This window comes from Atlanticothrix silvestris CENA357 (assembly GCF_016056295.1).
Taxonomy (GTDB): domain Bacteria; phylum Cyanobacteriota; class Cyanobacteriia; order Cyanobacteriales; family Nostocaceae; genus Atlanticothrix; species Atlanticothrix silvestris.
Genome location: NZ_JAECZB010000071.1, coordinates 1 through 25,891, shown reverse-complemented (window position 1 = coordinate 25,891; position 25,891 = coordinate 1). Strand labels below are relative to the sequence as shown.

Annotated in this window: 22 protein-coding genes; 8 read left to right on the top strand and 14 right to left on the bottom strand. The window is 40.0% G+C overall.

Annotation, left to right across the window (positions count from 1 at the left end; all coding sequences use genetic code 11):
* Positions 1–97: 97 nt before the first annotated feature.
* The 9 genes from I8751_RS18520 to I8751_RS18485 all read right to left on the bottom strand — a co-directional run bounded on the left by I8751_RS18520 (position 98) and on the right by I8751_RS18485 (position 8,419).
* The gene (locus tag I8751_RS18520; RefSeq protein ID WP_214440590.1) at positions 98–712 is read right to left on the bottom strand and encodes a Crp/Fnr family transcriptional regulator; all 615 of its coding nucleotides are present in this window, start codon (positions 710–712) and stop codon (positions 98–100) included.
* Between the two features lie 798 nt (positions 713–1,510).
* Positions 1,511–2,176 (bottom strand): phosphate signaling complex protein PhoU, encoded by a 666-nt coding sequence (gene phoU / locus I8751_RS18515; protein WP_214440589.1) that lies wholly within the window; start codon positions 2,174–2,176, stop codon positions 1,511–1,513.
* Between the two features lie 28 nt (positions 2,177–2,204).
* Entirely contained in the window at positions 2,205–3,536 is a 1,332-nt protein-coding gene (locus I8751_RS18510; protein ID WP_214440588.1) for a sensor histidine kinase, read from the bottom strand.
* 59 nt (positions 3,537–3,595) lie between these two features.
* On the bottom strand, positions 3,596–4,348 hold the full coding sequence (locus I8751_RS18505; protein ID WP_214440643.1) for a response regulator transcription factor: 753 nt from the start codon (positions 4,346–4,348) through the stop codon (positions 3,596–3,598).
* 776 nt (positions 4,349–5,124) lie between these two features.
* Positions 5,125–5,250, bottom strand: coding sequence for a hypothetical protein (locus I8751_RS30095; RefSeq protein ID WP_263973517.1), 126 nt, complete (start codon positions 5,248–5,250; stop codon positions 5,125–5,127).
* A gap of 146 nt (positions 5,251–5,396) precedes the next feature.
* On the bottom strand, positions 5,397–6,647 hold the full coding sequence (locus tag I8751_RS18500; RefSeq protein ID WP_214440587.1) for an MFS transporter: 1,251 nt from the start codon (positions 6,645–6,647) through the stop codon (positions 5,397–5,399).
* Positions 6,648–6,936: 289 nt separating this feature from the next.
* On the bottom strand, positions 6,937–7,710 hold the full coding sequence (hisA, locus tag I8751_RS18495) for a 1-(5-phosphoribosyl)-5-[(5-phosphoribosylamino)methylideneamino]imidazole-4-carboxamide isomerase (protein ID WP_214440586.1): 774 nt from the start codon (positions 7,708–7,710) through the stop codon (positions 6,937–6,939).
* A 59-nt stretch (positions 7,711–7,769) separates the two neighbouring features.
* The gene (locus I8751_RS18490; RefSeq protein WP_214440585.1) at positions 7,770–8,075 is read right to left on the bottom strand and encodes a DUF3593 domain-containing protein; all 306 of its coding nucleotides are present in this window, start codon (positions 8,073–8,075) and stop codon (positions 7,770–7,772) included.
* On the bottom strand, positions 8,072–8,419 hold the full coding sequence (locus I8751_RS18485; RefSeq protein WP_214440584.1) for a DUF2499 domain-containing protein: 348 nt from the start codon (positions 8,417–8,419) through the stop codon (positions 8,072–8,074). The genes I8751_RS18490 and I8751_RS18485 overlap by 4 nt, the downstream gene beginning before the upstream one ends.
* A gap of 146 nt (positions 8,420–8,565) precedes the next feature.
* Here I8751_RS18485 and csaB point away from each other — a divergent pair, with 146 nt between their 5' ends.
* The 4 genes from csaB (at position 8,566) to I8751_RS18465 (ending at position 13,389) form a co-directional block, all read left to right on the top strand.
* Positions 8,566–9,603, top strand: coding sequence for a polysaccharide pyruvyl transferase CsaB (csaB, locus tag I8751_RS18480; RefSeq protein ID WP_214440583.1), 1,038 nt, complete (start codon positions 8,566–8,568; stop codon positions 9,601–9,603).
* 301 nt (positions 9,604–9,904) lie between these two features.
* Entirely contained in the window at positions 9,905–11,038 is a 1,134-nt protein-coding gene (gene cofH / locus I8751_RS18475) for a 7,8-didemethyl-8-hydroxy-5-deazariboflavin synthase subunit CofH (protein WP_214440582.1), read from the top strand.
* 117 nt (positions 11,039–11,155) lie between these two features.
* The gene (gene psb27, locus I8751_RS18470) at positions 11,156–11,554 is read left to right on the top strand and encodes a photosystem II protein Psb27 (protein ID WP_214440581.1); all 399 of its coding nucleotides are present in this window, start codon (positions 11,156–11,158) and stop codon (positions 11,552–11,554) included.
* A gap of 335 nt (positions 11,555–11,889) precedes the next feature.
* Positions 11,890–13,389: a family 10 glycosylhydrolase gene (locus I8751_RS18465; protein ID WP_214440580.1), complete on the top strand. Its 1,500-nt coding sequence runs from the start codon at positions 11,890–11,892 to the stop codon at positions 13,387–13,389.
* A 55-nt stretch (positions 13,390–13,444) separates the two neighbouring features.
* Here I8751_RS18465 and I8751_RS18460 read toward each other — a convergent pair whose 3' ends face one another.
* The gene (locus I8751_RS18460) at positions 13,445–14,392 is read right to left on the bottom strand and encodes a DUF4351 domain-containing protein (RefSeq protein WP_214440579.1); all 948 of its coding nucleotides are present in this window, start codon (positions 14,390–14,392) and stop codon (positions 13,445–13,447) included.
* 18 nt (positions 14,393–14,410) lie between these two features.
* On the bottom strand, positions 14,411–17,332 hold the full coding sequence (polA, locus tag I8751_RS18455) for a DNA polymerase I (RefSeq protein WP_214440642.1): 2,922 nt from the start codon (positions 17,330–17,332) through the stop codon (positions 14,411–14,413).
* 359 nt (positions 17,333–17,691) lie between these two features.
* Between polA and I8751_RS18450 the strand changes: the two genes are divergently transcribed.
* From I8751_RS18450 to I8751_RS18440, 3 genes are all read left to right on the top strand, one after another.
* Positions 17,692–18,168: a hypothetical protein gene (locus I8751_RS18450; RefSeq protein WP_214440641.1), complete on the top strand. Its 477-nt coding sequence runs from the start codon at positions 17,692–17,694 to the stop codon at positions 18,166–18,168.
* A 274-nt stretch (positions 18,169–18,442) separates the two neighbouring features.
* The gene (locus tag I8751_RS18445; protein WP_214440578.1) at positions 18,443–18,598 is read left to right on the top strand and encodes a hypothetical protein; all 156 of its coding nucleotides are present in this window, start codon (positions 18,443–18,445) and stop codon (positions 18,596–18,598) included.
* 385 nt (positions 18,599–18,983) lie between these two features.
* Entirely contained in the window at positions 18,984–20,612 is a 1,629-nt protein-coding gene (locus I8751_RS18440; RefSeq protein ID WP_225894237.1) for a PAS domain S-box protein, read from the top strand.
* 80 nt (positions 20,613–20,692) lie between these two features.
* Here the strand turns inward: I8751_RS18440 and I8751_RS18435 are convergent, their stop codons facing one another.
* Complete coding sequence (locus tag I8751_RS18435) at positions 20,693–21,868, bottom strand: homospermidine biosynthesis protein (protein ID WP_214440576.1); 1,176 nt, start codon at positions 21,866–21,868, stop codon at positions 20,693–20,695.
* Positions 21,869–22,450: 582 nt separating this feature from the next.
* On the opposite strand from I8751_RS18435, the gene cobO reads away from it, so the two are divergent.
* A complete protein-coding gene (gene cobO, locus I8751_RS18430; RefSeq protein ID WP_214440575.1) occupies positions 22,451–23,137 on the top strand; it encodes a cob(I)yrinic acid a,c-diamide adenosyltransferase in 687 nt (228 codons plus the stop codon).
* Between the two features lie 97 nt (positions 23,138–23,234).
* Here cobO and I8751_RS18425 read toward each other — a convergent pair whose 3' ends face one another.
* Both I8751_RS18425 and I8751_RS18420 read right to left on the bottom strand, forming a co-directional pair.
* Positions 23,235–24,026 (bottom strand): hypothetical protein, encoded by a 792-nt coding sequence (locus I8751_RS18425; protein WP_214440574.1) that lies wholly within the window; start codon positions 24,024–24,026, stop codon positions 23,235–23,237.
* A 791-nt stretch (positions 24,027–24,817) separates the two neighbouring features.
* Positions 24,818–25,504: a fasciclin domain-containing protein gene (locus I8751_RS18420; protein ID WP_214440573.1), complete on the bottom strand. Its 687-nt coding sequence runs from the start codon at positions 25,502–25,504 to the stop codon at positions 24,818–24,820.
* Positions 25,505–25,891 lie beyond the last annotated feature (387 nt).

The following is a 25,891-nucleotide window of genomic DNA, read 5'->3' as shown; positions in this document are numbered from 1 at the left end:
ATCTCTAACTACTTAAGTGTTAAGGGTATTTACACATGAGCCTCACGAATGAGTATACCCAATTCCCAGAAATTAACACAAGTCAATTACAAATTTTTTAAACTATATTTTTGGTTAATTTATTTGGTAAAGGTAGAATAATCCGACGTTTATAGCGCAATAGCATTCCTTGTTCTTCAAATTGTTGTAAAAGCCGCGTTACTGTGACTCTAGTTGTGTTTAATACTTCTGATATTTCCTGATGAGTAACATTTAGATCAATGAGCGTGCCCTGTTCTACGTTACGTCCAAATTTTTCACTTAACCATACCAAAAATTGCCATAGCCGGAGCGAAATGGGTTTACGATGGACTATGCTTAAAAGCTCTTCGGAGTGTTGAATGTGGGACAATAAAGCATTAATATCTAAATGCCAAATTCGAGGTGGCAAAATACTCACTTCGACACTCGTTAGACACTCAATGTGGTAGGGCTTGACGTTAGACAGAGCATAGCCAATTAAATCTCCTGGGCCCCAATAGCCCAGAGTAATAAATGCTCCATCTTCACTCCAAGTAACGGTACGAACTGCCCCCCGTTCGATGCGCCACAGTATGTCATTGCGTGTTGGGATTACTTCCCTTCGGCTAAATAGCTGTTGTGGTAACTGTCCATTTAGATGAGGGTTGTTTGATGCACTAGAAGAGCTAGGATTAAGACTTGTAAAAGACATTATGGAAGGGTTGGATAGAGGTAAACTACGGAATTAATTAAAGTTAATTCAAGGTGTGTTGGAAATTTTTTAGAAAGAGATTAGTGGCTTTACAAAAGTAATTAAAATTAGACTAAGTTGTGGATAAGAGACAATTAAGTTCTTCCGAACAATATCTAAGTTTGACATTGTGTAACTTTATAATTAATTTCCAAGGTTATGAATTCATCTAAATATGTTGAGCGTTACTAAATAAGCAATCAGTTTTAGGAAGATTTTAAATTTCACTTAGTTCAGTAATTAAATAGATGTTTAATCGTAGGTAACGAATTTATCTATTTTTAGATTTACTTGAAGTGTATTTTATTTAAAGATTAGTACTAATTACATCTCAGATCATAAAGTTCCTCAGTAATTATACTTAAAATTTATAAGACAGTGTTTTTCCAAAAACTAGACAATTTTACCAATTTACCACTTTTAATAGATGCTAATTTCTATAGTGTTATTGATATTTATCTGAATAATTACCGTTATACTCTCTCAAGTGGATTCACTTTTAAGAGTCTCCAGACGTTGATCTCCTTCATCGCATATTTGAACTTATCAATGCGTCAATGCGATCGCAGCCGAAAACATCTTTTAGATCCATCAGCTAGTCAAAAAGTAATTTTTAATTGATCTTCGGATACTTTAATGGTGCAAGTTTAAGAATAGGTAAGCTTTTAGTGAAATGTATGTTAGTTAACCAATTTTTATTGAATTATTCCGGCATAAGTCCCCCGCTATAGCGTCAAACATTTAGCGGTGGGTACTTCATTAACGTTGGCCTGTAACGATGTATGCTACTCTTTGTCCGATATTAGTGGCGTGATCTGCCATGCGTTCCAGACAACGAATCGCCAGAGCTAACAGCAAAATCGGCTCGACTACACCTGGGACATCCCGTTGCTGGGCTAAAGTTTGATAAACACTCTCATAAGCATTGTCTACAGTGTCGTCGAGGTACTTTAAACCTCGTCCACCGACTTCATCTAAATCTGCTAAAGCTACCAAGCTAGTTGCTAGCATTGCTTGTGCATGGTGGGACATGACTGCAATATCTGGTAAAGATGTATGAGGCGGATAAGGAAAAATTTTAATTGCAATCTCAGCTAAATCTTTCGCGTAATCACCAATGCGTTCTAAGTCTCGCACCAACTGCATAAAAGCACTCAAGCAGCGCAAATCTCTAGCTGTTGGTGCTTGTAGTGTCATGATCGCTGTACAGTCTGATTCTATTTGTCTATAAAAGCGATCAATTTTTTTATCTAATTTAGGGAGTTCCTCAGCTGCTGTTAAGCTGCGAGCAAACAAAGCTTGGTGGCTGAGGCGAAATGATTGTTCTACCAAAGCTCCCATACGTAACACATCGCGTTCTAAGCGTCTTAGAGCGCGCGCCAATTGGGGACTTTCAGGACTGGGATTATAAAGAGCAGCTTTCACACTTGTAATCTCAAACGTGAAGATATTTTTAACTATAGTCTTGGCGTTGTGAGTTTGCCACAACTTCAGGAAACTGAAGTTGTATCCATGCGCCACCAGTTTCTGGATGGTTCATAGCTTTGATAGAAGCACCATGAGCGAGCAAAATTTGCCGGACGATCGCTAAACCCAAACCATTACCAACAATCGATCCTACGGAATTACCCTCTGTTAATGGGGAATGAGTGCGTGCTTTATCTCCCCGGTAAAATCGCTCAAAAATATGGGGTAAATCTGCCTCAGAAAAGCCTACTCCAGAATCAATAAGATTTATTTCCAAGACTGGGGAAATAGAATTATCTCTGTGGTTATCATTTTTTGATGAAATTTCCGCCTGGACAAAAATACTACTAGAAGGATGACTGTATTTGATGCTATTGTCCAGCAAGTTGAGGAAAACCTGATAAATGCGAGCTTGATCTGCCTTAATCCAAATATTTTCTGGGCCAGAATAGTTAAGAGATAACTTTTGGCGCTGTGCCAATGGTTCTAAAGTTTCCCAGACAGATGTAATTAGCGATCGCAGTTCTACTGGTTTGGTTTGTAATTGTATGTCTGGGGTTGCTTCCATCTGGGTAAGTTCTAACCAGTTTTGCACCAAATTAATCAGCCGATCTACTTCTTGCGTCAGTCGATCAATCCAGCGATTTAAGGGTGGTTCCAAACGGTTTTGTAAAGTTTCTACAACCAGACTAATTGAGGTCAATGGTGTTCTCAGTTCGTGAGCAAGATCAGAAAAAGACCGATCTCGCGCCTGATTCATATCCAGTAAGGGTTGGCGATTTTCTAGAAAAACTCCTACTTGCCCATTCAGTAATGGTAAACTAGATGCCCGCAAAGTTAGAGATTTTATTTTTGGCATCTCTACCGCATTATCACAAGAGGGGTGAAAAACCCACTCCGTCGTCTGTGGTTTTTGCCGATCGCGAGTTTGCTCAATTAAATGGTCAAGTTCATACGATCGCACCAACTCCAGCAATAAGCGTACCTGTCCTAATTGCCATCTTTGCAGATACAAAATTTCCCTTGCTTGCTGATTGCACCATAACAGTTGGTTTTCTTCATCCACCTGTAAATATCCCAATGGTGCAAAATCCAGCAGGTCTTGGTAAGTTTGCAGTGATTGCTGCCAATCTTGACGCTGTTGCTTCAGTGTTGCTATTGCCTTCTGCAAGTCAGGAATCAACGGCAGAGATATCTTAGAAAAGCGGGAGGTTAACAGTTGAATTTCCCGCGCCAAGTAGCGGTTCAGTTGAATCTGTTGCCAAATGCACAACCCAATGCCTACCGCTAAACCTATCAAAAATCCCAATAAGAGCATTTGAGTCTGAGTTGTTAGTTGCGTTATGTTTTATAAAAACTAACAACTATCTCAATAGATTATCCGAATCGGTAGCCAAATCCTCGTACAGTCACAATGTATTCTGGATGGCTGGGATCTTGCTCTAATTTTTCCCGCAACCACCGGATGTGTACATCTACAGTTTTGCTATCCCCAACAAAATCCGGGCCCCAAACCTGATCTAGCAATTGCTCCCGTGACCACACTCGGCGGGCATAACTCATAAAAAGTTCTAGGAGGCGAAATTCTTTAGGGGAAAGATTTACCTCTTGACCACGAACCGACACACGGCACTCTTGGGGATTCAAAGTGACTTCTTTATATTTTAAGACTGGTAGTTGTGGCAAAGTACTTAAGCGTTGCCGACGCAGTAGCGCCCGACAGCGAGCCACTAACTCGCGCATACTAAAGGGTTTGGTTAGATAGTCATCTGCTCCTACTTCTAACCCCAAAACGCGATCAGTTTCACTACCCTTGGCACTGAGCATTAAAATTGGTACAGGGTTTCCTTGATGACGCAGCAAACGACAAATATCCAACCCGTTGATTTGAGGCAGCATCAAATCAAGAATAATCAAATCAAACGGAAATTCTCCTGAGTTGGGTTCAAAACTTTTCAGATACTCGACAGCAGAACGCCCATCTGGGGCAGTAATTACCCCATATCCTTCTTCTTCTAATGCTACAACTAGCATTTCTTGAATTAGTTCTTCATCTTCTACCACTAAAATACGGCTCATTTGTCCGATGTCAGATCCGGCAGAGTACTTAGTCGAGTCACTGGTATAAATTGATATCACAAAAGTCTAGCCCTGTGCTTGTATCAATATCATGATTGAATCAATTATCTAACCTCAGTGCATCTACGCGATAGGTATGATGAATTCTTTTAGATTCTCTTTACAAAGAGTAATATATATTACAATAGCGTCTATAATTAATTATAAGACACTTTGGTCGCAATGTGTAAAGAATATTTTTGGCTATTTTGCAGTTTATATTACTAAATAGCTCGGATTTTTGATTGAGCCAGATAAAATTGAGGATATTTTAGTACTTAAGGACTGTAATAAGAATAAAATTTTACTTTATATATTGAACATTAAACCTACGTATTTTTCCCAATTCAATTGGGATTGCTATAGTAGTTTTTTATCGATGAAATACACCACTCTAGCCTCTAGCCCCTAGCCCCTAGCCCCTTTCCTCACCAGAGTGTACTGCATACAACCAAGAAGCACTATAGTTATTGGTCTGTTCTGCTTGGTTTACCGTTATTCAGAGGTTTTTTTCTGCTTTTGTTTGTTTCATTCACTTGTTTTTTCGATGGTTGGTTAGGATTTGGTTGTTGGCTAGACATAAACTTCAATTTTGAATTTAGGTATAACTTTATATACAACGAGAATATTGATTTTTCCCGAATAAGTCAAAAAAATTACTTAAAAAAATAGAGACGTTATATGTTGTACGTCTCTATAAAAGAAGGAACCCATTTTTCGTAAGATTTGAATAAAATTGAAGTAAGTCTATTTATTTAATGCATGAGTCGTTTTTAAGACGCAATAACTTAAGTAGTACCATCAGGTTTTTTGGGCTGTTGTGTATTGTTTGTATTTTTGTCACTTTTGAAACGAATAGCACCAGGCTCAGTTTTGCGTGGCTTACCATTGTTACGAGGTTGTCGGCGAGTCATAGCAATACACTCACTGTTAACTAACTCTCTACTACTGGTAATACAATAATTTAAATTGCCATTCCAGAAATCTCAAAAATAACCAACTAGTAGTGTGTCAAATACATTATGACGGACAATGTGAGTGTATTTCAATACTAAAGGTATTATGAGTGCGATCGAGATGGGACTTCCTGCCAAAATAGTGAAATTGCTATTAAACCAAAAATTAACTGAATGCCGCCAAAAATGGCAAGAGACATCCCAAATCCAAAGCGTAGTAGTTCTCCAAAGATGAGGCTGCCAACACCAAATCCAGTGAACAGTATAAACACTTTGAGTCCCATAGTTTGACCTAAATTATTGTCATCCCCCAAGTCGGTTACAATACCCACAAACAAAGGTTGTGTAAGGTCGTACCCCAAAGACAAGAACAGAACCGCGATCGTGGTGATATATGCAGGAATATCGAGAATCATAACAATACCAGCTAGGGCTGCCATAACTAGTCCTAACGGAATTAGCCAACGTCGTCCCCAACGATCAACCGCCCGACCAATTAGGGAACTCAACAGTAACCCAGGAATACCGTATCCGAGAATGGTCAAACCAATGCTCAAGGCATCCATGTTGTAACGTTGCGACAAGTACAACCCTAGCCAGGTATACACACCAGAGTGGTAAATGCCGTTCCACAAAACATAAATATAAGTTCGTTGCCCTCGAAAAGTAACTAATATTTGGCTATATCCCCTAAATATCTCACGAATGCTGGGTAAATTTTCTATTTTAGGTGTATCGAATAAAGAGCCGTAAAGATGAAGCCGCCAAAGTACAAAAGCAGCAAGAACAGCTGTACCGACAAACAGCCATCGCCAACCTAAAAATGGCTCAAGAATTGCACCACCCGCAGAACCCGCCGCCATTCCCCCTTCCATAGCTGCAAATACCAGCCCTAGTTTGCTACCTCGTTGCTCAAACGGAAATAAATCGCCAATCAATGCAAAGGTGAGTGGAATAACTCCACTAGCTCCAATTCCTGTCAGCAACCGCCAAGCTGCCATTTGCGAAGCCGTCTGAGCTGTTGCGGTCAAGGCTGTGCAAATAACAAAAATGAAGAGCGAGATGCGAATTATAGACCATCGTCCGAATCGATCTGATAGCACACCATAGAACAATGCCATCAGCGCATAGGATAACATGTAGGCTGGAACAATAAATCCAATTTCCTGAACTGGAACGTTAAAAACTTCAGCCAAACGTGGAATCAGGGGAGCGATCATATATCCCTGAAGAAAAATTAAACCGGCCGCGATCGCAAGTAAGGCAAACAGGCGTTGGTGTTGCTTTAAGCGAATTGTGCGATCGGCTGCTTCAGTATGAGGTAGATGCTCAATATGCTTTTTGCGGTTTGGCATAGATTTTAAATCTCCGAATTCACTTCGCGCCCTAAAGGTCTGGATGCTAAAAATTTAGAAACTAGGCTAAAACAGTTAACGCCAAAAACTGACAGAGCAACTACTTCACAAAAGTCAAAGTTTCATGACAATTATGTTAACATCAATTACTTTCGCATCAAAATTTTTACTAATTAGAATCTAGCGGTGTCGCCAAAACTTATACTTATACTTAGCTAGAATTTGTTCTCGTAGCAATTAGCATTACCAAGCAAGAAAAAGCGACAGTCAAAGTAAGAAACTTTAAAATTTAGGCAAAGGCGGAAAAATCTATATTTGGTGGAATGTCTTGAATCCGCCCTGGGCCGATCGCCTGCAATGCTTCCTTAAGAGAAATATCGCCAGTATATAAGGCACGACCGACAATTACACCAGTTACACCTTGCGGTTCTAACGCCAACAGACTCAATAAATCGGTAACAGAACTAACTCCACCAGAAGCAATAACGGGGATGGAAATTGCACCCGTAAGTTCTCGCAAAGCTTCTAAATTGGGCCCTGAAAGAGTACCATCACGGTGGATATCTGTATAAATAATTGCGGCTGCACCCAATTCTTGCATTTGTACAGCCAGCTGGGTTGCCAAAACTTCTGAGGTTTCTAACCAGCCACGAGTTGCAACTAGTCCGTTACGGGCATCAATGCCGATAATAATCTTGCTAGGAAATTCTTGGCAGAGTTCTTGTACTAACTGGGGTTGTTCTACGGCGATGGTTCCGAGAATTGCCCACTGTACGCCTAAATTAAATACTTGTTGAATGCTGGTGCGATCGCGCAATCCTCCACCGATTTCAATGGGTACCGATACTGCTTGAGCGATCGCTGCAATTGCTTCTAGGTTTACAACTTTACCTGCTTTTGCACCATCTAAATCAACTATGTGTAATCTAGTAGCACCTTGATCAACCCATTGTTTAGCAACATCAACAGGGTTTTCGCTAAAGACTTGCGATCGCTCATAGTCTCCTTGATACAGTCGCACACAACGACCTTCTAATAAATCAATCGCTGGAATTACATCCATTTTTTTCTCCCTCTCATCTGAATGCGTTCAAAATCTTTATATGAACGTGGGTGGACTAGTTAATTTTCTCTGTTCCCTGTTCCCTTTATTTGCTTTATAGCTTGGCGGAAACCCAATACAACCAAAATGTTAGCAAGCGTTAAAAAAACTTCTGCACTGCCGTGGAGCCAATCTATATTTGCTAAAGACTCGCCATAATGTACTTGGGCATAAATTCCCGCTGGGATGGTGATGCCAACAAATACCAAAGTGCCGTAAAATCCATAGAGCGCCAAACGTGGCATTTGCGGACTGCGGCTGAGAAACCACAAGAAACCCAAATAGGGAAATAGGGAAAGGGCAAATAGGGTTTCTTTAGAAATCATTGCTCTGATTTAATAGGTTTTGGCTCAACAGTGTTATTTACAGCATTAAAAGACTTAGTAGAACGCCAGATCAAAAACGCCGCCGCCCAAAGCGTAAAATTACCAACTAAAGTCATGGTAGCTTGAAGCGTTACCAGCCATTCTAAAGATTCGGCATTATCGAAATAATGCCAAGTGCAGGCACACATAGCGCTGACCAAAGCTGGTAACATGGCAAGGGATAATCCCCACCAAGCACGGTTATTAGTAAGTTCGCCGTAAGTCCAGATTAACCAAATAGCGGCAATCCACTCAATAACGCTAGAAACATGAATAATCCAGGTGGGAATCGAAAGGGCGTGCATATTTGTCAGTTGTTAGTTGTCAGTTGTTAGTTGTCAGGCGTTTCCCTATCTTTCCACAAGAAAATTCATCTTTTGTTGCTAGGATGGCGGATATCTCATTAACTATATAGAGAAAAGTTAATAATTTAAAATCCAAAATGGGGAAGATGCGGGCGTTATTGTCTGGGTATTACGGTAAAGGTAATGGTGGTGACGAAGCTTTGTTGGCGACGCTTTTGCAAATGCTACCATCTCATGTAACGCCTGTGGTGCTTTCTGGCAATCCAGAAGAAACCCGCGATCGCTATGGTGTGGAAACCTATAATCGGATGGCTCCCTTAGCTGTGTTGCAAGCTTTACGTTCTTGTAATGCTTTGATTTGGGGCGGTGGGAGTTTAATTCAAGATGTTACTAGTACGATTAGCCCATTTTATTATGGGGGTTTGATGGCATTAGCTCAGACAATGGGTTTAAAAACTGTGGCTTGGGCGCAAGGTATTGGCCCTTTAGTGCGATCGCAAACTCGCGTTTTGGCACGACAAACATTTAGTAATTGTACCAAAGTTAGTGTCCGCGATCGCGCCAGCGCTGGTTTATTAGCTGATTGGCAAATTCCCTATACCCTAGCACCTGACCCGGTTTGGGCGTTGGAGAGTAAACCAGTACCAGGGTTTTGGGATTTACCTGCTCCGAGAGTGGCTGTAACATTGCGATCGCATCCCCAATTGACGCAACCACGTTTAGCAAACCTAACTCGCGCCTTAGTTAATTTTCAAAAAGCTACACAAGCTTTTATTTTATTGCTGCCATTTCAGAAAAGTGAAGATTTAAGTATTGCTGAAGCTATTTATCCACATCTTAAAGATGTCAGTCAGATTTTATCTTTGTCAGATCCGCAGCTTTTAAAAGGTGTGTTTAAAGGTGTTGAAATGGCAGTTGGGATGCGCCTGCACAGTTTGATTATGGCGGCTGCGGAAGGCTGTCGCTGCTTTGCTTTGAGTTACGATCCCAAAGTAAATCGTCTCATGGAAGATTTGGCAATGCCTGGGTGGGATTTGGCGAGTTTACCTGATGATCCCAATTTGATTAGTCTAACTTGGATGGAGCATTATGCTAATGGTGATCCGTTATCATCTGAACAAATTCAGTCTTTAGTAGATCGCGCTTTGATACATCGTGATGTTTTGAATCAAGCCTTGAAATGACATTTTAGCAACTCCTACCTCATACCTCTAGCCCTTTCAAGGTGACTATAAAAAGCTGTTCTTTTCTCTCTGATATCTCTGCGGCTCTGCGGTTTAAAAGTAATTTATTTAACCACAGAGACGCAAAGGAGGACACTTGCGTGGGCGGGTCTCTCGACTTGAGCAAAGTGTCCGTGGCAAAGAGTAAAGAGCTATTTATTAATTAACATTTTTACTCACCTTAAAAGGGCTACTCATGGCTCCTGCCTACTGCCTTAATTCAATGCAAAAATTGAGATATATCTTTCGCATCTGAGAAACTGTGCCTACCATAACTGTTAATCATATTCTTGACCGTGCCCTTATGGGGTATGACTTATCTGCCGCTGAGGGAGTGGTATTGTTAAAACAAACTGAGCCAGAGGCGATCGCTGCGATTCGTGTGACAGCTGACAAACTCCGCAAAGCTCAAGCAGGTGATACTGTCACTTATATTATTAACCGTAATATTAACTTTACTAATATTTGTGAGCAACATTGTAGTTTTTGTGCATTTCGTCGGGATGATGGTGACGCTGGCGCTTACTGGTTAGATTGGACACAAATTTTAGAAAAATCCCAAGATGCGGTGCAGCGTGGTGCAACTGAGATCTGTATGCAAGGAGGATTAAATCCACAGGCGCAGATTAATGGTAAATCTTTGCTTTATTACCTGAAATTGGTAGAAACCATTAAGCAGGAATTTCCCCAGATACATTTGCACGCTTTCTCTCCCCAAGAAGTTCAATTTATCGCCAGAATTGACGGGCTTGAGTATGCAGATGTGATCACTGCTTTACGAGATGCTGGTGTTAATTCAATGCCAGGAACAGCGGCTGAGGTATTGGATGATCAAGTACGACAAGTACTCTGTCCAGAGAAGATTGACACAGCTACTTGGCTAGAGATTGTCAGTACAGCTCACAAATTAGGTTTACATACCACTAGTACAATGCTTTCAGGGCATATTGAAACCCCAGAACAACAAATTGGGCATTTAGAAAAATTGCGATCGCTCCAACAAATTGCTATCAATCAGAAATATCCGGCTCATATTACTGAGTTTATTTTATTACCATTTGTGGGGCAAGAAGCGCCTAAATCTTTACGCCGTAAAGTCGGACGCGATCAACCAGTTTTGTCCGACGCGCTGTTATTAGGGGCTGTAGCCCGAATTTTTTTAGGAAATTTGATTCCCAACCATCAGCCGAGTTGGGTAAAGTTGGGGCTAGCTGGAGCGACGGAAGCTTTAACTTGGGGTTGTAACGATCTCGGTGGCACATTGATGGAAGAACACATCACCAAAATGGCAGGTGCTGTTGGTGGTACTTGTATGGAAGTAGAAACCCTGCAAACAGCGATCGCTTCTTTAGAACGACCTTACCAACAAAGAGATACGCTTTATCAAAAAATCTGAAGTATGAAAATTTTTCTGTTGACTTCATACTTAATACTTCATCCTTCCTATTGATCCCCAAGATACCATTCCAGGATAGGATGGACGTTGATTTACGTATTGCTTCAAATAATGAATATGAAAAGCTATTGGTCGCGTCTGCTTGCCCTGGTTTTGGTTCTAACCATCGGCTTAATGGGTTGTAATGGCAGTCCAGATAGTTTGACTGGAGATTATCGCCAGGACACTTTGGCTGTAGTTAACATCATGAAACAAGCCCTAGATATATCAGAAGATTCACCAAACAAAGCAGAAGTTCAAACAGAAGTACGTCAAAAAATTAATGACTTCTCAGCTCGCTACCAACGGACTAACTCTGTCTCCGGTCTTAGTTCCTTTACAACCATGCGAACAGCCCTCAATTCCCTAGCCGGACATTACAGCTCTTACCCAAATCGACCCATCCCACAAAAACTCAAGAATCGTCTAGAGCAGGAATTACAACAGGTAGAAGCGGCACTCAAGCGTGGTGCTTAACCACCCAATACTTGATATTTCAGAGTTATCAGTCAAGAGTTATAATTTTAGGCTCTTGACTACTCTGTTGGAAAAAATGGGCTAGGGGCTAGGGCTAGTAAAATCACTATATAAATTTTTTGTTATTGTAATTGGCAAAAAGTCAACAATACTCCTTATTGTGAGTATTTCTCGAAACTTAACTTAATTGCATCACAATTCACGCAACAGAAATAGGTATTTGGGAGTCTCAAAAAAGTAAGCTTCAAACCCTTATTTCTGAAATACAGCTTTTGATACATGTCATTCTCAGTCTCAGGATTGGGGTTGATGATTTGTCCTTTTATTTATAGGGTATGTCTAACCGTCGTTTAAACCTTGTAAAATCAAGATTATTTTGGCTACGCCTGTTCGCTGCCATTTTCAGTAGTAGTTTCTTGATTCCTAATTTTGGAAATCAGCCAGCACAGGCGCAAGTAACAGAGTATTGCCAATTATCAACAGCGGCAGTAAAAGCTAAAGAAAACTTACGTTTGTCAGCTTTTAAAGGCAATCAAGATGCTCAAAGCCGCTACCAGCAGTTGTTGCAACAACACGCCCAACAATTACAGACTTGCCGTAGTCGTACTTGGCCCCAAACTCAAGCCGTTTGGTTACGCTTGTATCCCTGTGATATCCGTCCGGGGACACTCGATTACATTATGGATCGGATTGTTAACCGTGGCTATAACCAAGTTTATTTAGAAGTATTTTATGATGGGCAGGTACTATTACCCGCAGCAGCTAATCCTACGGTTTGGCCTTCGGTAATTCGCACTCCAGGCTCAGAAAATGTTGATTTACTTGCCACAGCGATTCAAAAAGGACGGCAACGTGGTTTAAAAGTTTACTCCTGGATGTTTACCACAAATTTTGGCTATACCTACGCTCAGCGCAAAGATAGAGAAGGAGCGATCGCTCGTAACGGTAAAGGTCAAACAAGCTTATATGTAGTAGATAATGGCTCTCAAGTTTTTGTTGACCCTTATAACCCCCAAGCAAAACGCGACTACTTCCAGATGGTACAAGAAGTACTACGCCGTCGCCCGGATGGTTTGCTATTTGACTATGTGCGTTATCCCAGGCAAGCAGGAAGTAATTCTATAGCCACCAAAGTTTCAGATTTATGGCTTTTTAGTCAGGCTACCCAAGAAGCTTTATTTAACCGAGCCCAAAATTACAAAGGATTGGAGTTAATTCGGCGTTTTTTAAGTAAGGGATATGTAACCGCAGGGGATATTGGTGAAGTTGATAGACTTTATCCCCAAGAAGGTGAACCAATGTGGCAAGGTCGTATTCCACCACCGCAGCAAAAATCAATTCTTTCTCCTACCGCCAGACAACCACTTCTGCAATCGGAGTTGTGGTTACTGGCAGTTGCCCACGCCATGCAAGGTATTGTAGATTTTGTAGCTTTAGCAAGTTACCCAGCTAAACAGGTAGGTATTCCATCTGGAGTAGTGTTTTTTCCTGATGGCAATCAAACAGTAGGACAGGGCTATGATTCGCGCTTGCAACCTTGGGATAGGTTCCCTACTTCTTTGGAGTGGCATCCTATGGCTTATGCAACTTGCAGTAAGGCGAGTTGTATTGCAGAACAAGTGCAAAGGGTTTTAAGCATAGCACCATCAAATACCCAGGTAATTCCTGCTTTGGCTGGTAAATGGGGTGGTTCTGTTAGTAATCGTCCATCCTTGGAAGCACAAATGCAGGCACTACGTAAATTTGCTCCCCAACTGAAGGGAGTGAGCCATTTTGCTTATTCTTGGCAATATCCACAGAATGATAGCGATCGCAAATTCTGCCGATTTAAGTAAGCAAGGGTAAATTTCAGAGCAAAGAAACGTACTTTTGTAGTTGCTTTTGCGATCGTTAATTGGAGGTTTCTGTAACCTGCTGTAACCAAACTTCTAAATCAGCCACCGAGGAGAAATCTAGCAGCGCCACAGCCAAATCTTCTAACTGAATTAGCGACAACTGCTGAACACGTTCTTCTAACTCAGGGGTAATTGTATCGACTCTTCGAGGAAGTAGGCGCATTACTAATGATTTTGTTGCTTGCTGTTTTCCTTGCTCAATACCCTGCTCAATACCTTTCTCAATTCCTTCTTCCATCCAACTTGTAACTATTTGCATAACCACCTCTTGTTCTCTTGATTCCATGCTAGCAATATCAGCTTGCAACAGCTTTTGTTCTTCCGCATTCAGGCGTAAATAGGTATCAATAAAACCAGAAATCAACCGCATTCGCGCTGGATCTAATTGTGATGTTGCTAATAGACGCAAACATTCAAACTTTACTTGGCGGCGTTCTGTTGATGCAATGTTCATTTTGGCCATCAATGCAGTCGCTACCGGATTTTGTTGACGCAAAAAATCTCGCCAATTCAGACGATTTAACTGAATGACTTCATAGTTAAACTGTAAAATAACTTTGTTGGGAAATGCTATTTGATGTACATTTGGTTCTAGCATTTTGGGAGAGTCATAAGAAAATATGACCACTGGATATACAGGTAAGTCGAATTTTTCATACAAACGGGCAAAATAACGAAACATCCGCTTGTCAAAACTTGGTTGCTTATAAGACTGATTTTCGACGTGAATTAAAAAATAAGACTCTTGAGCGCGAAATTTGACTTTAACAATTAAATCAGCTTCGTAACGTTCCCCAGCGGTAATATCGGTAAAAACTTCTTTGTCTATAAACTCTATGGAATCATTTTCCAGATATGCTAGTACCTCTGGTAAAAATAACTCTAGAAACTCCACAAAAAAGGTAGTGAAGAGTTCTTTAAACAAGCGATCGTGGTCAATCATGCAATAGCCAAATTCAACTTACTTCATCTCCATCCAATTCTCACCTGCACGTATATCTACCAACAAAGGCACACTCAATTGCACCGCATCTTCCATTACTGATTTAATTTGGGGTTGTAATTCTTCCCACTCTTGGGGAGGAACTTCAAACACCAATTCGTCGTGAACTTGTAATAACAAACGCGCCTGATATTTTTGTAAAATTTCATGCAATTTCACCATTGCAATTTTGATAATATCAGCGCTTGAACCTTGAATGGGTGCATTAGCAGCAGAGCGTAGTAACCCAGCATCGTAAACACCTAAATTTTTCAATTTACTCAAGTCAATTTCTTCGGGATTACTACCTTTTAGTTTGCGTAAACTATTAGTAGTAAATTCAAAATAACGACGACGACCGAGAATAGTTTCTACATAACCTTGAGCGATCGCTTCTTTTTTCATTCGCTCTAAATATGTAAATATTTGGGGGTAGCGTTCATTAAATCGCTTGATAAATTCGTTAGCAATGCCTTTATCTATACCAGTTGAGCGTGAAAATCTTAGAGAACCCATGCCATAAATCACACCAAAATTGATGGTCTTTGCTAACCTGCGTTCATCTGATGTAATATCTGATTTTTCAAAGACTAATCTTGCTGTTACTGTATGAATATCTTCATTTTGCTGATATGCTTGCACCAATATTGGTTCTTGACTTAAATGAGCCAAAATTCTTAACTCAATTTGTGAGTAATCAGCAGCCACCATTAACCAGCCTGGTTCCGGCAAAAATGCCTTGCGAATTTGACGACTAAAAGCTGTACGAATGGGGATATTTTGTAAATTTGGATTAGAAGAAGATAACCTACCTGTTGATGTTGCAGCTTGATTAAAGTCAGTATGTATACGCTGTGTATCTTGATGCACTAATGCTGGTAGAGCATCCACATAAGTAGACTTTAATTTAGATAAAGTGCGGTTTTCAATAATAGCATCGACAAAGCCAGTTGTATCGACTTCTTGGAGCTTTTCTAATGTTGCTGCATCTGTAGAATAACCTGTCTGGATTTTACGAGAATATTTGGTACTTAATCCCAATTTTTCAAATAAAATCTGGCTTAATTGCTTAGGAGAACCCAAGTTAAATTTTTCTCCAGCTATTTTAGTAGCTTGTTCTTCTAAGCGTGCTAAATCTGTTTCTAACTGTTGCGATAGTTCTTGCAGATAAGCGGAATTAATGCGAACACCTGTATATTCCATTTCTGCTAAAACTGCTTCTAATGGCTGTTCTACTTCCACTAAAAGCTTATTTAAAGCGGGAATCTCCTTTAGTTCTTCACGCAATTTAGGTATTAATCCAAATGTAGAATAGGCATCCATACCGCAGTAATCTGCTACAGATGTAATGTCTATATCCGCAATGGTTTTTCCTTTGGGAACTAAATCTAAATAACTTTTTGTTGACAAACCCAAATATCGCAATGCCAAATCAGTTAAGTTATGGCTAGTATCTGGATTTAGCAGGTAGCTAGCTAGCATAGAATCAAACACTACTCCCGCTAATTTAATGCCTTGACAGCGGAAAACTAAACGGTCAAATTTGCCATTTTGGAATGCTTTGGGATAATCAGCACTTTCCAGAATCGGACGTAGTGTTTCTAATACTAGATCTTTATTTAAATTTTCCCCAGTTTTGTGACCAACGGGAATATATGCAACTTCATCGGGTTCGGTTCCCCAGCAGCAACCTATTCCTACTAATTCAGCATCTCGTGGTTCTAAATCACTAGTTTCAGTGTCCCAAGCAACGGGTATTTCGGGATTAGTGAATGTTTGCAACAAATTCACCAATTCGGTGAGTTTAGCTTCAGTGTTGATGATACGTGGTTGAATTGGCGATGCGGGTTGCTGTTGCGCTGCTGCTTGTGTCTCAGCAAAACTAAAAAATGAAAGATCTGCATCTTCAAATTCAGGATCTATATCAGTTGATTCTAGTTTTGGTGCTTCTTCAACTTTGCCGCCAAAACGTTGCTGGAGTTCGTTAATTTGGCTTAAAAAACGATTAAATTCTAACTTTTCTAAAATTGGTGTAAGAACATCTTTATCAAATCCTGTAAGTTTGCAATCTTCTAAATCAATTTCTAAAGGAACATCTAAAACTATTCTGGCTAAATATTGAGATCTATCGGCATCTTCTTTACCTTCAACTAGTTTTTTATGAGTTGCTCCTTTAATTTCATCTAGCGCCGCATAAATCTGCTCAAGAGAATTGTAGGTACTCAGTAGCTGCACTGCTGTCTTTTCACCAATGCCTTTGACCCCAGGAATATTATCTGACTTGTCGCCACACAGAGCTTTAAAATCAACAATTTGCGTTGGTAGTACGCCCAATTTTTCTTTAACTTGTTCTGTGCTAAATTCAGTGATGCTATTTGTAGAGCGCTTTAGAGCATCGGGACTGAAATTTAAAACAGTGATTTCTTTCTCTGGGTCAATGAGTTGAAATAAATCGCGATCGCCTGTGAGAATTTTCACTTTATATCCAGCCGCAGTTGCTCTTTGGGATAAGGTTCCTAAAACGTCATCTGCTTCGTAACCAGGAGCAGTGAGGACTGGTAGATTAAAGCCAGTTAGCAATTCTTGCAGATTTTTTAAGTCAGGAACAAAATCTTCTGGTGTTCCTGGGCGATCGGCTTTATAGGTATCGTCGGCTTCGTGGCGAAAAGTTGGCAAGCCCAAATCAAAAGCTACAGCCATTGCTTGTGGCTGTTGTGTCGCCATGACCTCCAAGAGACATTTGAGAAAGCCAAAACAGACACTGGTAGGAATCCCAGCCTTGGTGCGTAGTCCGCCATCTCGCCCTTTGGCAAAAGCGAAATACGAACGAAAAGCCAGGGAGTGTCCATCGACTAAGATGAATGTGGGCCGGGTTGGGGTTATAGCAGAAGTTTGAGACATAGCCATATTGTAGCCAGAAGCTTTCGTCACAGGACTAATGTTTAAAATGCTTTTTCGGCTTGGTTTTGCCAGGATGAAGCCGTTTTAGCATACCAAGATTAGTTCCAACGTGGACACATTCACCAAGGTGAGTATCCAAGTTATAGCAGGGGACAGGGAAAGGGTTAAAGGGTTTGTTTTTTCATCCTTTACCTTTTAACTTTTTTCCAAGATTATTTATGTCCTAAGCGAAGTGGCAACTGTTATACATTATGGCTACCAAGAGGCTAAATTTTTACCACACTCAAAGCTTTTCTCTACAACCAAATAACGGAATTATTAGCTACTATTGTTTGGGTTTTATTACTGGTGGGGTCTTAATGTCTGTGTGGTGTAAATATATTGTTATTGGTTCTGTCAGTCTCAGTATGGCTTTATTGATGACTGGCTGTATTGAAAATAAAACTTCCCAGTGTCAGCGGCTGATTCAGGTGGTGGATGCAGGAGATTCTCTGATTGAGCAAAAAAAAGGACAGCAGGTAATCACAAGTTTTCAACTGTCTAAAGATTTGGAAGCTATCACCAAATCTTTAGAAGAACTGAATTTGACAGATCCCAAGCTGAAAGAATTACAAAGTCAATTGTCAAAGGTCTTCGATAACCTCAGTCAAGCGATCGCTAAGGCTTCTAAAGCTCTTGGTACAGCTAAAACAGCCGAAGCTTCGTCATCTGGTAGAGAAAAATTACAAAAGGCTAGAACAGAAATTGATACGGCGCTAACAGCAGCAGCTCAAACTGCTGGTAAAGAGTCGGATGCATTAGTTGATGAACTAAATAAGTACTGTTCTCAACCATAATTTATCTAGTTAAGCGACATTTTATGTTGTTGAGAAAGCGGCACGAGATTAGCGATCGCGCTCCAGCAAGCACAATTGAGGTACAACTAGGGTTGTACTTCAGAAACTGAAAACATGAAATGGACACTTTATATTTCTGATAAGTTGTGGACGCAACTTAACGAATACTTAAAAGACCACCCAGAGCAAAACCCATCAAGTGTTGTACAGACAGCACTGGCACAAAAGTTACGCCCCAAAAAATGGTTCGAGGCTACTATCACTGACAGGAATCGTGGAAAATGTTCCTACAGATGCATCAATTAATGAAAAATATTTGATACAAAGTGAAGGTAAAACTTCAATCGCTGTCACAATTAGTTTGCTTTTTAGCATTTTTGCCGCTAACGATACGCGTGGAGCAGCAATCCCAATATATGGGAATATTTAGTTATTACTCTCTAATTAAGGAGTACCAGAGCTAATTAAAATAAATAGTACAATCCTGAATGAAGATGAGCTTTAGAAATAAAATTAAATATTAGTAATAATATAAATATAATAATATAAATATATGCTTTGGTGCGGTTGTATTTTGAACAAAATTTTGAAAAAATATCTTACATAATTATTAATGATGCTGATCTGTAAGTTGTGACGACTGAATTATGATTTTTCAGTAGAACGATGAAGTCTGATGGCTATAAACTAGAAGTCTTATTTTTCTCTGATTGTCCTTCTCAGATAACTTCAATGCTTATTCTTACCTCACAATGAAGTACCAGTTATTAAAGCGGATTTTTAGCAAATCTTCGTTTCCATGCAAATTTGAACGATTGGAGCTAGATCGTAATTTTTGCATTCAAGATAAATCTGAGCAAGTACAACGGTTTGCTGAACGTCCAGAGGAGGTGATGCTAGGAAAAGATATACGGTTAAGTTTTCCTGAATTCATAGATTTAGAAAATACCCTAATCTATCTTCTTCAAAGGAATCAAGAAGTATTTGTATTAGAAAATGTTGCAAGGTATCGGGAAAATAAATTAAATATATATATAGATATATATATTACTGCTGAACAACAGGAACAGCAATCTCAAAGCAGATTAATTCTTTTAATTGAGGATGTTAGCAACAGAATGCAGTTAAAGCAGAAGTTAGTACAAAGCTTTAACGAAGCTAATTTGCTATCAAGTGCCTTAATGGCGCACAAGAATTATATGAATAAAGTTATCACTTCAATGGCAGATGCCTTATTGATAACAAGTAATTCTGGAAAAATTAAAAAAGTTAATCTTGCTGCTCAAGAATTATTTCAATTTACTGAAAAAGAATTAATTAATCAACCTATTTCTTTAATATTTAATGATCATAATTTAAGTTCACAAATAATTTATCAAGATACTCAATTATCGCAGCAGTCTCAGTATATAGAAGTAGTTTGTAGAAAAAAGACTGAAGAAAAAATATTAGTTGCTTTTTCTTGTTCATTTATTCACAACCAAATCGGAGAGTTAGAAGATATTATTTATATCGGTCGGGATATTACTGCTCGACAGCGCCGCGAACAGCGTCACATTGCCCAGTCTGCTATCACTCAAATTTTATCAGAATCCCAAAATGCCAAGCAGGCAATTCCGCAGATTTTAGAGTCAATTTGTCAAAGCCTAGAATGGGATGTAGGTGAACTTTGGACTCCAAATCAATATTTAAGTACAAATGTACATAAAAATAGTGTCAATACAGTTTTAAGATGCGTAGAAATTTGGTCGAGTCGAGTTGTTTCTGTGCGAAAATTTAAGGCAATTACTTGGCAAACTACATATACACCTGGTGTTGGTTTACCTGGTCAAATTTGGTCAAAACGTTCTCCTGTATGGATGAGAGATATCTTAGATGACGACGATATTAGGCGATCGCAATCTGGTGCTGATGCAGGATTACACGCAGCCTTTGGTTTTCCTGTTTTAGATAATGATGAGATATTAGGAGTAATGACTTTTTTGAATCGAGATGTGCAGCCAAAAGATGTAGACTTGCTACAAATGATGGTTTCTATCGGCAGTCAAATTGCTCACTTTCTCAAGCGAAAACAAGCAGAAGAAGCTCTTAGAGAAAGCGAACAACGATATCGAGATTTATTTGAAAATACTAACGATTTGATTCAATCAGTTAATGTTTATGGGCAGTTTTTATATGTTAATCATACATGGCAAACGACCCTAGGATATAGTGAAGCTGAAGCTGCTAATATGAATGTCTTTGACATCATACATCCTGATTTTCAAGAACACTGTCGGCAAATGTTTTATCGCTTGATGTCAGGAGAGCAACTCAAACAAGTTCTAACTGCATTTATTGCTAAAAATGGTCAAACAATATTTCTAGAAGGAAATATAAACTGTAAATTCGTTGATGGCAAGCCAGTTTCTACTTGCGGCATTTTTCGTAACATCACTCCGTGAAAGATTACCAAATAAAAAAATACCTTATCGTTGTGGGAGCAGGGAGCAGGAAAAAATAAAATCCCAACTCCCTACTGTTTTTAAAGAGTGTTAGGAATCAGCCTACCGCAAGGGTAAGTAGCCGTTTGTTGTGATGCAGTATCAGCTACAGTCGCAGGAACTTGATCTGATGGTTGGGTTTTGGCCGCCAGATAGTCTTTTTGTAGTTTGTCGAACATTGCTTCTCGTCGATCATACAATCGCTTCAAAGTCCGAGGCTGGCACTGGTTCATAACGTATGCTGTCACCAAGGGTAGAGCGATCGTGCTATCGGTATAACAAACAATTGTGCTGGGTAACTCTTCTGGGTCAATTTTACCCCAGCTAACGGCTTCCGAGGGGGTCGCTCCGGACAAACCGCCTGTATCTGGACGAGCATCGGTAAACTGGACAAAGTAATCGTGTCCCCGTTCTTCTAGTCCTAAAACTTCGTGAATTTGCGGTTGGGTTTGTAATAAAAAGTTTTTTGGGCTACCACCACCCAGAATTACCGCAGCGCTTTTACCTGCTGATTCTCGCGCCGAATAGGCGATCGCTGCTGTCTCATTTACATCAATTGAAGGATCTAAAATTAACTGTGAACCTTCCAAGGCCAAAGCCGCCACATTCATCCCAATGGAACTATCTCCGGGAGAAGAAGTATAAATAGGTACGCCACATTCATAAGCTGTAGCTAGCAAACAAGAATTCTGTACTCCTAATTGCTTTTCTACTTGCCGGACATACTTACCGAGTAAATAATGAAATTCAGCGGTTCCCATACGCTTTTGAAACGGTTCTGCTTGCAGAATTTTACGGATGAAAGCATCAGTTTCTAGCAGTACATCGTACCCAAAGATAATGTCATAAATCCGGATAGTGCCTTGTTGACGCAGTTTCACATCATCCAAAAACGGATTACCAGCAAACAATTCAAAACCCAAGCCATAATGCATATCGTGGTAAAGATTAGCGCCAGTGCTAATCATCCAGTCAATAAAACCATTGCGAATTAAGGGTGCAAGTGCAGAAACCCCAAATCCGGCTGGTGTCATCGCACCGGAAAGACTAACTCCCACGGTAACGCCTTCTGTTAGCACATCACGACTCAGTAATTGGCATATTTCTCGTAACCGTGCCGAATTGTAAGCAGTAAAGTAATTATCAATCAAATCCACCACCCCGATATCAGTTGACATGGGTATAGGTGCGATTTTTTGACCCAGCTGTTTTGACATTTTTAGACTCCCGAACAGTAAACACGCCGAATCTAATGTTATAGCAGGGAACAGGGAACAGGTGAGTCCAGCACTGCGGGAGGGTTTCCCTCCGCAGGTGACTGGCGAATCCGAAGGGGAATAGGGAACAGGCTTGAAAGTCTCTTGTTATCAGGTTTTTATGGTTAATTTATATCCTAATTTACTTGGTCAATGTTAACTAGCTTTTAGCAAATTCTTGCATTAATTGTCAGTCAGAGTCGTAAGTACTTTGTCCAAAACAAACAAAAATCACTTGTTCCAATAATGTTTGGCAATTTTAAAATTATGTCAATTAACTTTAATAATTTTAAGCAATATATAAAATCTTCAGATTGATATTTTTCATTTAAGCAGTAAATTCAACGACAAAATTTTTATGGGCAGATGCTTTAATAAAGCTATTATCTTATGACTTGCAGTTGAGTTTTTGTGTCTGATATTTTTGCATATTTCTGATATCAATTACTGTGCAGTGTAACTTGAACCAAACTTTTAGATCACCTCATTTACGTAAAATCAGGGAATTTTATTAATTGCAGCAGTTATTTTCAGGCAAGGTTGATGAAAAGCGATACACCAGAAGAGTTAAACTCAGATAGAGAAATTGAGCGCTTGATTGACGAAGTAATGTCCTCAAATCTACCTGAGTTAACTCATGAGCAGTACCGCCAGAAAATGCAGCGTCGTAAAGAGGTGCAAGATCGGCGCATAGCACAAGCTGTCCCAGAGAAAGGATTAATTATTGTAAATACTGGCAACGGTAAAGGTAAAACTACTGCGGCCTTGGGTATGGTGTTGCGATCGCTAGGTCATGGCTATAGAGTGGCGATCGTCCAATTCATTAAAGGAGGCTGGGAACCTGCGGAGAAAGAGATTTTCAGTCATTGGGAAGACCAGTTAGAGTTTCACGCAATGGGCGAAGGCTTTACCTGGGAAACTCAAGACCGCGATCGCGATCTCGATAAAGCTAGCGCCGCTTGGGAAAAATCTTTAGAATACATCCTCAACCCCGACTTTCATGTAGTGCTACTAGATGAAATCAATATTGCTTTCAAAATGGGTTATTTACAAATAGATGAAGTTTTAGCGGGACTAGCGCAAAAGCCCCCTCATAAACACGTTATTCTTACAGGTAGGGGCGCACCAGCCGCTTTAATCGAGCGAGCTGACTTAGTAACCGAAATGACTCTTATCAAGCATCCCTTCCGCGATCAGGGCGTTAAGGCGCAACCAGGAATTGAGTATTGATTTGAGTTATTAGTTGCTACTGAAAACTAAATATTGATGAACAATGAATTTTAAAAACACTCAAAATTCATTGTTCATCAAGACTTTGAATTTGTCATTATTTAACTAGTTTTGTGTAGATACCTGTGGAAGATTGATTACACATCTTTAACATGCGTCGATCATTAACACTAATCGACTTTAATGGGTGATAGTCTTGTAGTGCTACCGAGTAAGCATAAGTAATTGGCTCATCTTCATTAATCCTAGGTATACCATTGGATGTAGCTACCTGAGTCAAACCACCCTCGTCTGGAAAGCTATTAACTGTCATTGCCAACTCTCCTGAGCGTTCAAGTGTGCCCTGAAAGCAACTAAACTCGGAGTTAGGCATATATAAAGCACCTATTACTTTGTTTTGCTGCTTCTGAAATAGAACATACCCTTGACCAAGCTGGTTTGGTTCCGGTGATTGGCCATAGAGATAAATTCCATCTTTTGTGGGAAAATTCGCTCTTGGCATCACTCTTGCATCTTTTGCAGCTTTTTGAGTCTCGATACTCTCCACTGTTGTTGTAGGTGCTGTTTTGTTGTTCTTCTTTGGCAAAGTGGCAGAGGAGGCTAGCTCAGAAAGTTGTTGAGAATAGACAAGTTGACTTCTTTGCTCTCGAACTTCTCTCAGGCGTGACAAAAGAGAAGGACTAGAAATACTCTGACGACTCGCATCAGTCGATATTGAAAAATCTTCAGATAATGCTATTGATGTAGGTTCTGTTTCTGGGTCTACTTGATTACTCAGAACCGGTTTTGTCTGCTCACCTACAACACCAACGGCGAGAAGTAAGCTTAAGCTAAGGAAGGGAATTTGCAACCGACGCGGGGGAAAGAATTTAGAAATGTTGTTAAGCACCCGATTTCTCCTGTTAAAAAACTAACTATTTTCCTCTGCGACTTACTTAAACCATAACCGACTATCTATGATCAAGGCTCCGTCAAAGGTTTGATATATATTTTCTAGAATAAAAAACTAGCGAAAAATGAAGTTTTTGTTCAATTTTGGACTATAAGCATACCCTACCATTAATTGATGCATTCTTTCTTCGTCCCATAGATTCACCCTATTGGGTGATGTAAATTAAAATCTAATTTCATGAATTTTGGATGTACTGTATTGGCATTTTCTCAGATTTAAAATTCACGTTACTAAGAATATATAGAGCTACAACAGTGAACATCTTGATTCCGAATTAGTTTCGATGTTTTTTTTCACCAATTATTACTAATAACTATAGTTGATCAAAAATAACTAAAAAGCTGAATTTTGAGCTATTTTTAACAGATTTTCGCTATCAACCAAAGATTAATTTCAGAGTGTTCGAGCATTTTTACAATAAACGCTGAATTTAAAAGACTTGAGTTGAGACTTTCAAAGCCTTAATTTTTAAGGCAATTATTGACTCTGAATTTAAGCCACGATAAACGTACCATTTAATTACTGCGTCAAAAATATCCTATGTGCCAGTTCCAAGGGCGGAATGTAGGGCATACGGTTCAATAAAACTTGATCCCCCTTAGCCACGTTTTTAATGTGGCCAAGGGGGATCTTGAAGATTGTGCAGGTTAAGCGAACCGTATTGAGTGGGATGAAGAGTAGAGGAAGATTAGCAGAAAATAACTAATACCTCATGCCCGTTACCAATCTTAACGTGGCGTTAGTGTTGGCGTTGGCGTTGTTGGTGGTGTTGTTGCTGGCGTTGGTGTTGTATTAAAACTGGCTGGAAAATTAGGCGGCAGAATTACCTTGTCAACTATATGAACAATACCATTGCTGGCTGGGATATCTGCTTGAGTCACTCTAGCACCGTTGACAGTGATTGTCTTCCCCGTATCCTCAACCTTGATTGTAACGGGAGTCCCTTCAACTGTTTTGACTTGTCCAGATGTTATTTGGCTGGAGGTAACTTGCCCAGGTACAACGTGGTAAGCAAGCAGCCTCACTAATTGTTGTTTGTTTTCTGATTTTAAAAGATTATCTAAAGTACCTGCTGGTAGAGCAGCGAAAGCGGCATCAGTGGGTGCAAAGACTGTGTAAGGGCCTGATGTAGTCAACTGTTCATTTAACCCTGCGGCTTGCACTGCCTGTGTTAAAGTTTTAAACTGTCCTTGGCTAGCTGCTGACTGTGCGAGTTCTGCAAAATTGCGGTTGGCAGTTGTACCATTGGGAGTTTCCGTGACCGGAGAAGTGGTGGTTACAGGAGTTGGCGCAACAGGAGAAATCGTTGCTGTGGGAGTTTGCGTGACAGGTTGGGCACAGGCGGATAGGGCAACTAGACTACCCACAGTAATAAGATTGCACAATGCTTTTTGTTTACTTTTACTCGTGTTCATAGCTTTGCGTGAAATCCAGTTATATGGAGATTTACTAACAATAGTTAATAAATTTATTCATACAATCCCTCAGCCTAACGAGGTAGTGTAAAGTAATTACCCCTAAACGCTTCTTATTACAGCAAGGGTCTCTAACTTCAATCACCCTGCCTTCTGTAGAAACATAATGTGAAGTAACTTCGGTAGAAGGTGCTTACAAAGGTTTTATTGGCAGCCATCCCGCTTCTAGGGGCAGATATTATATTGTTGTTCATGCCGTTTAGTTTTGGCTGACTACGATCTTAGTAACAGCCAAATTAAACTTTAGTGATATTTTGCACTCTTGTTTTTAACGATCGCTATAAAGATAAGGGGTAGTTGATAAGAGGCAGGGGGCAGGGGGAACGG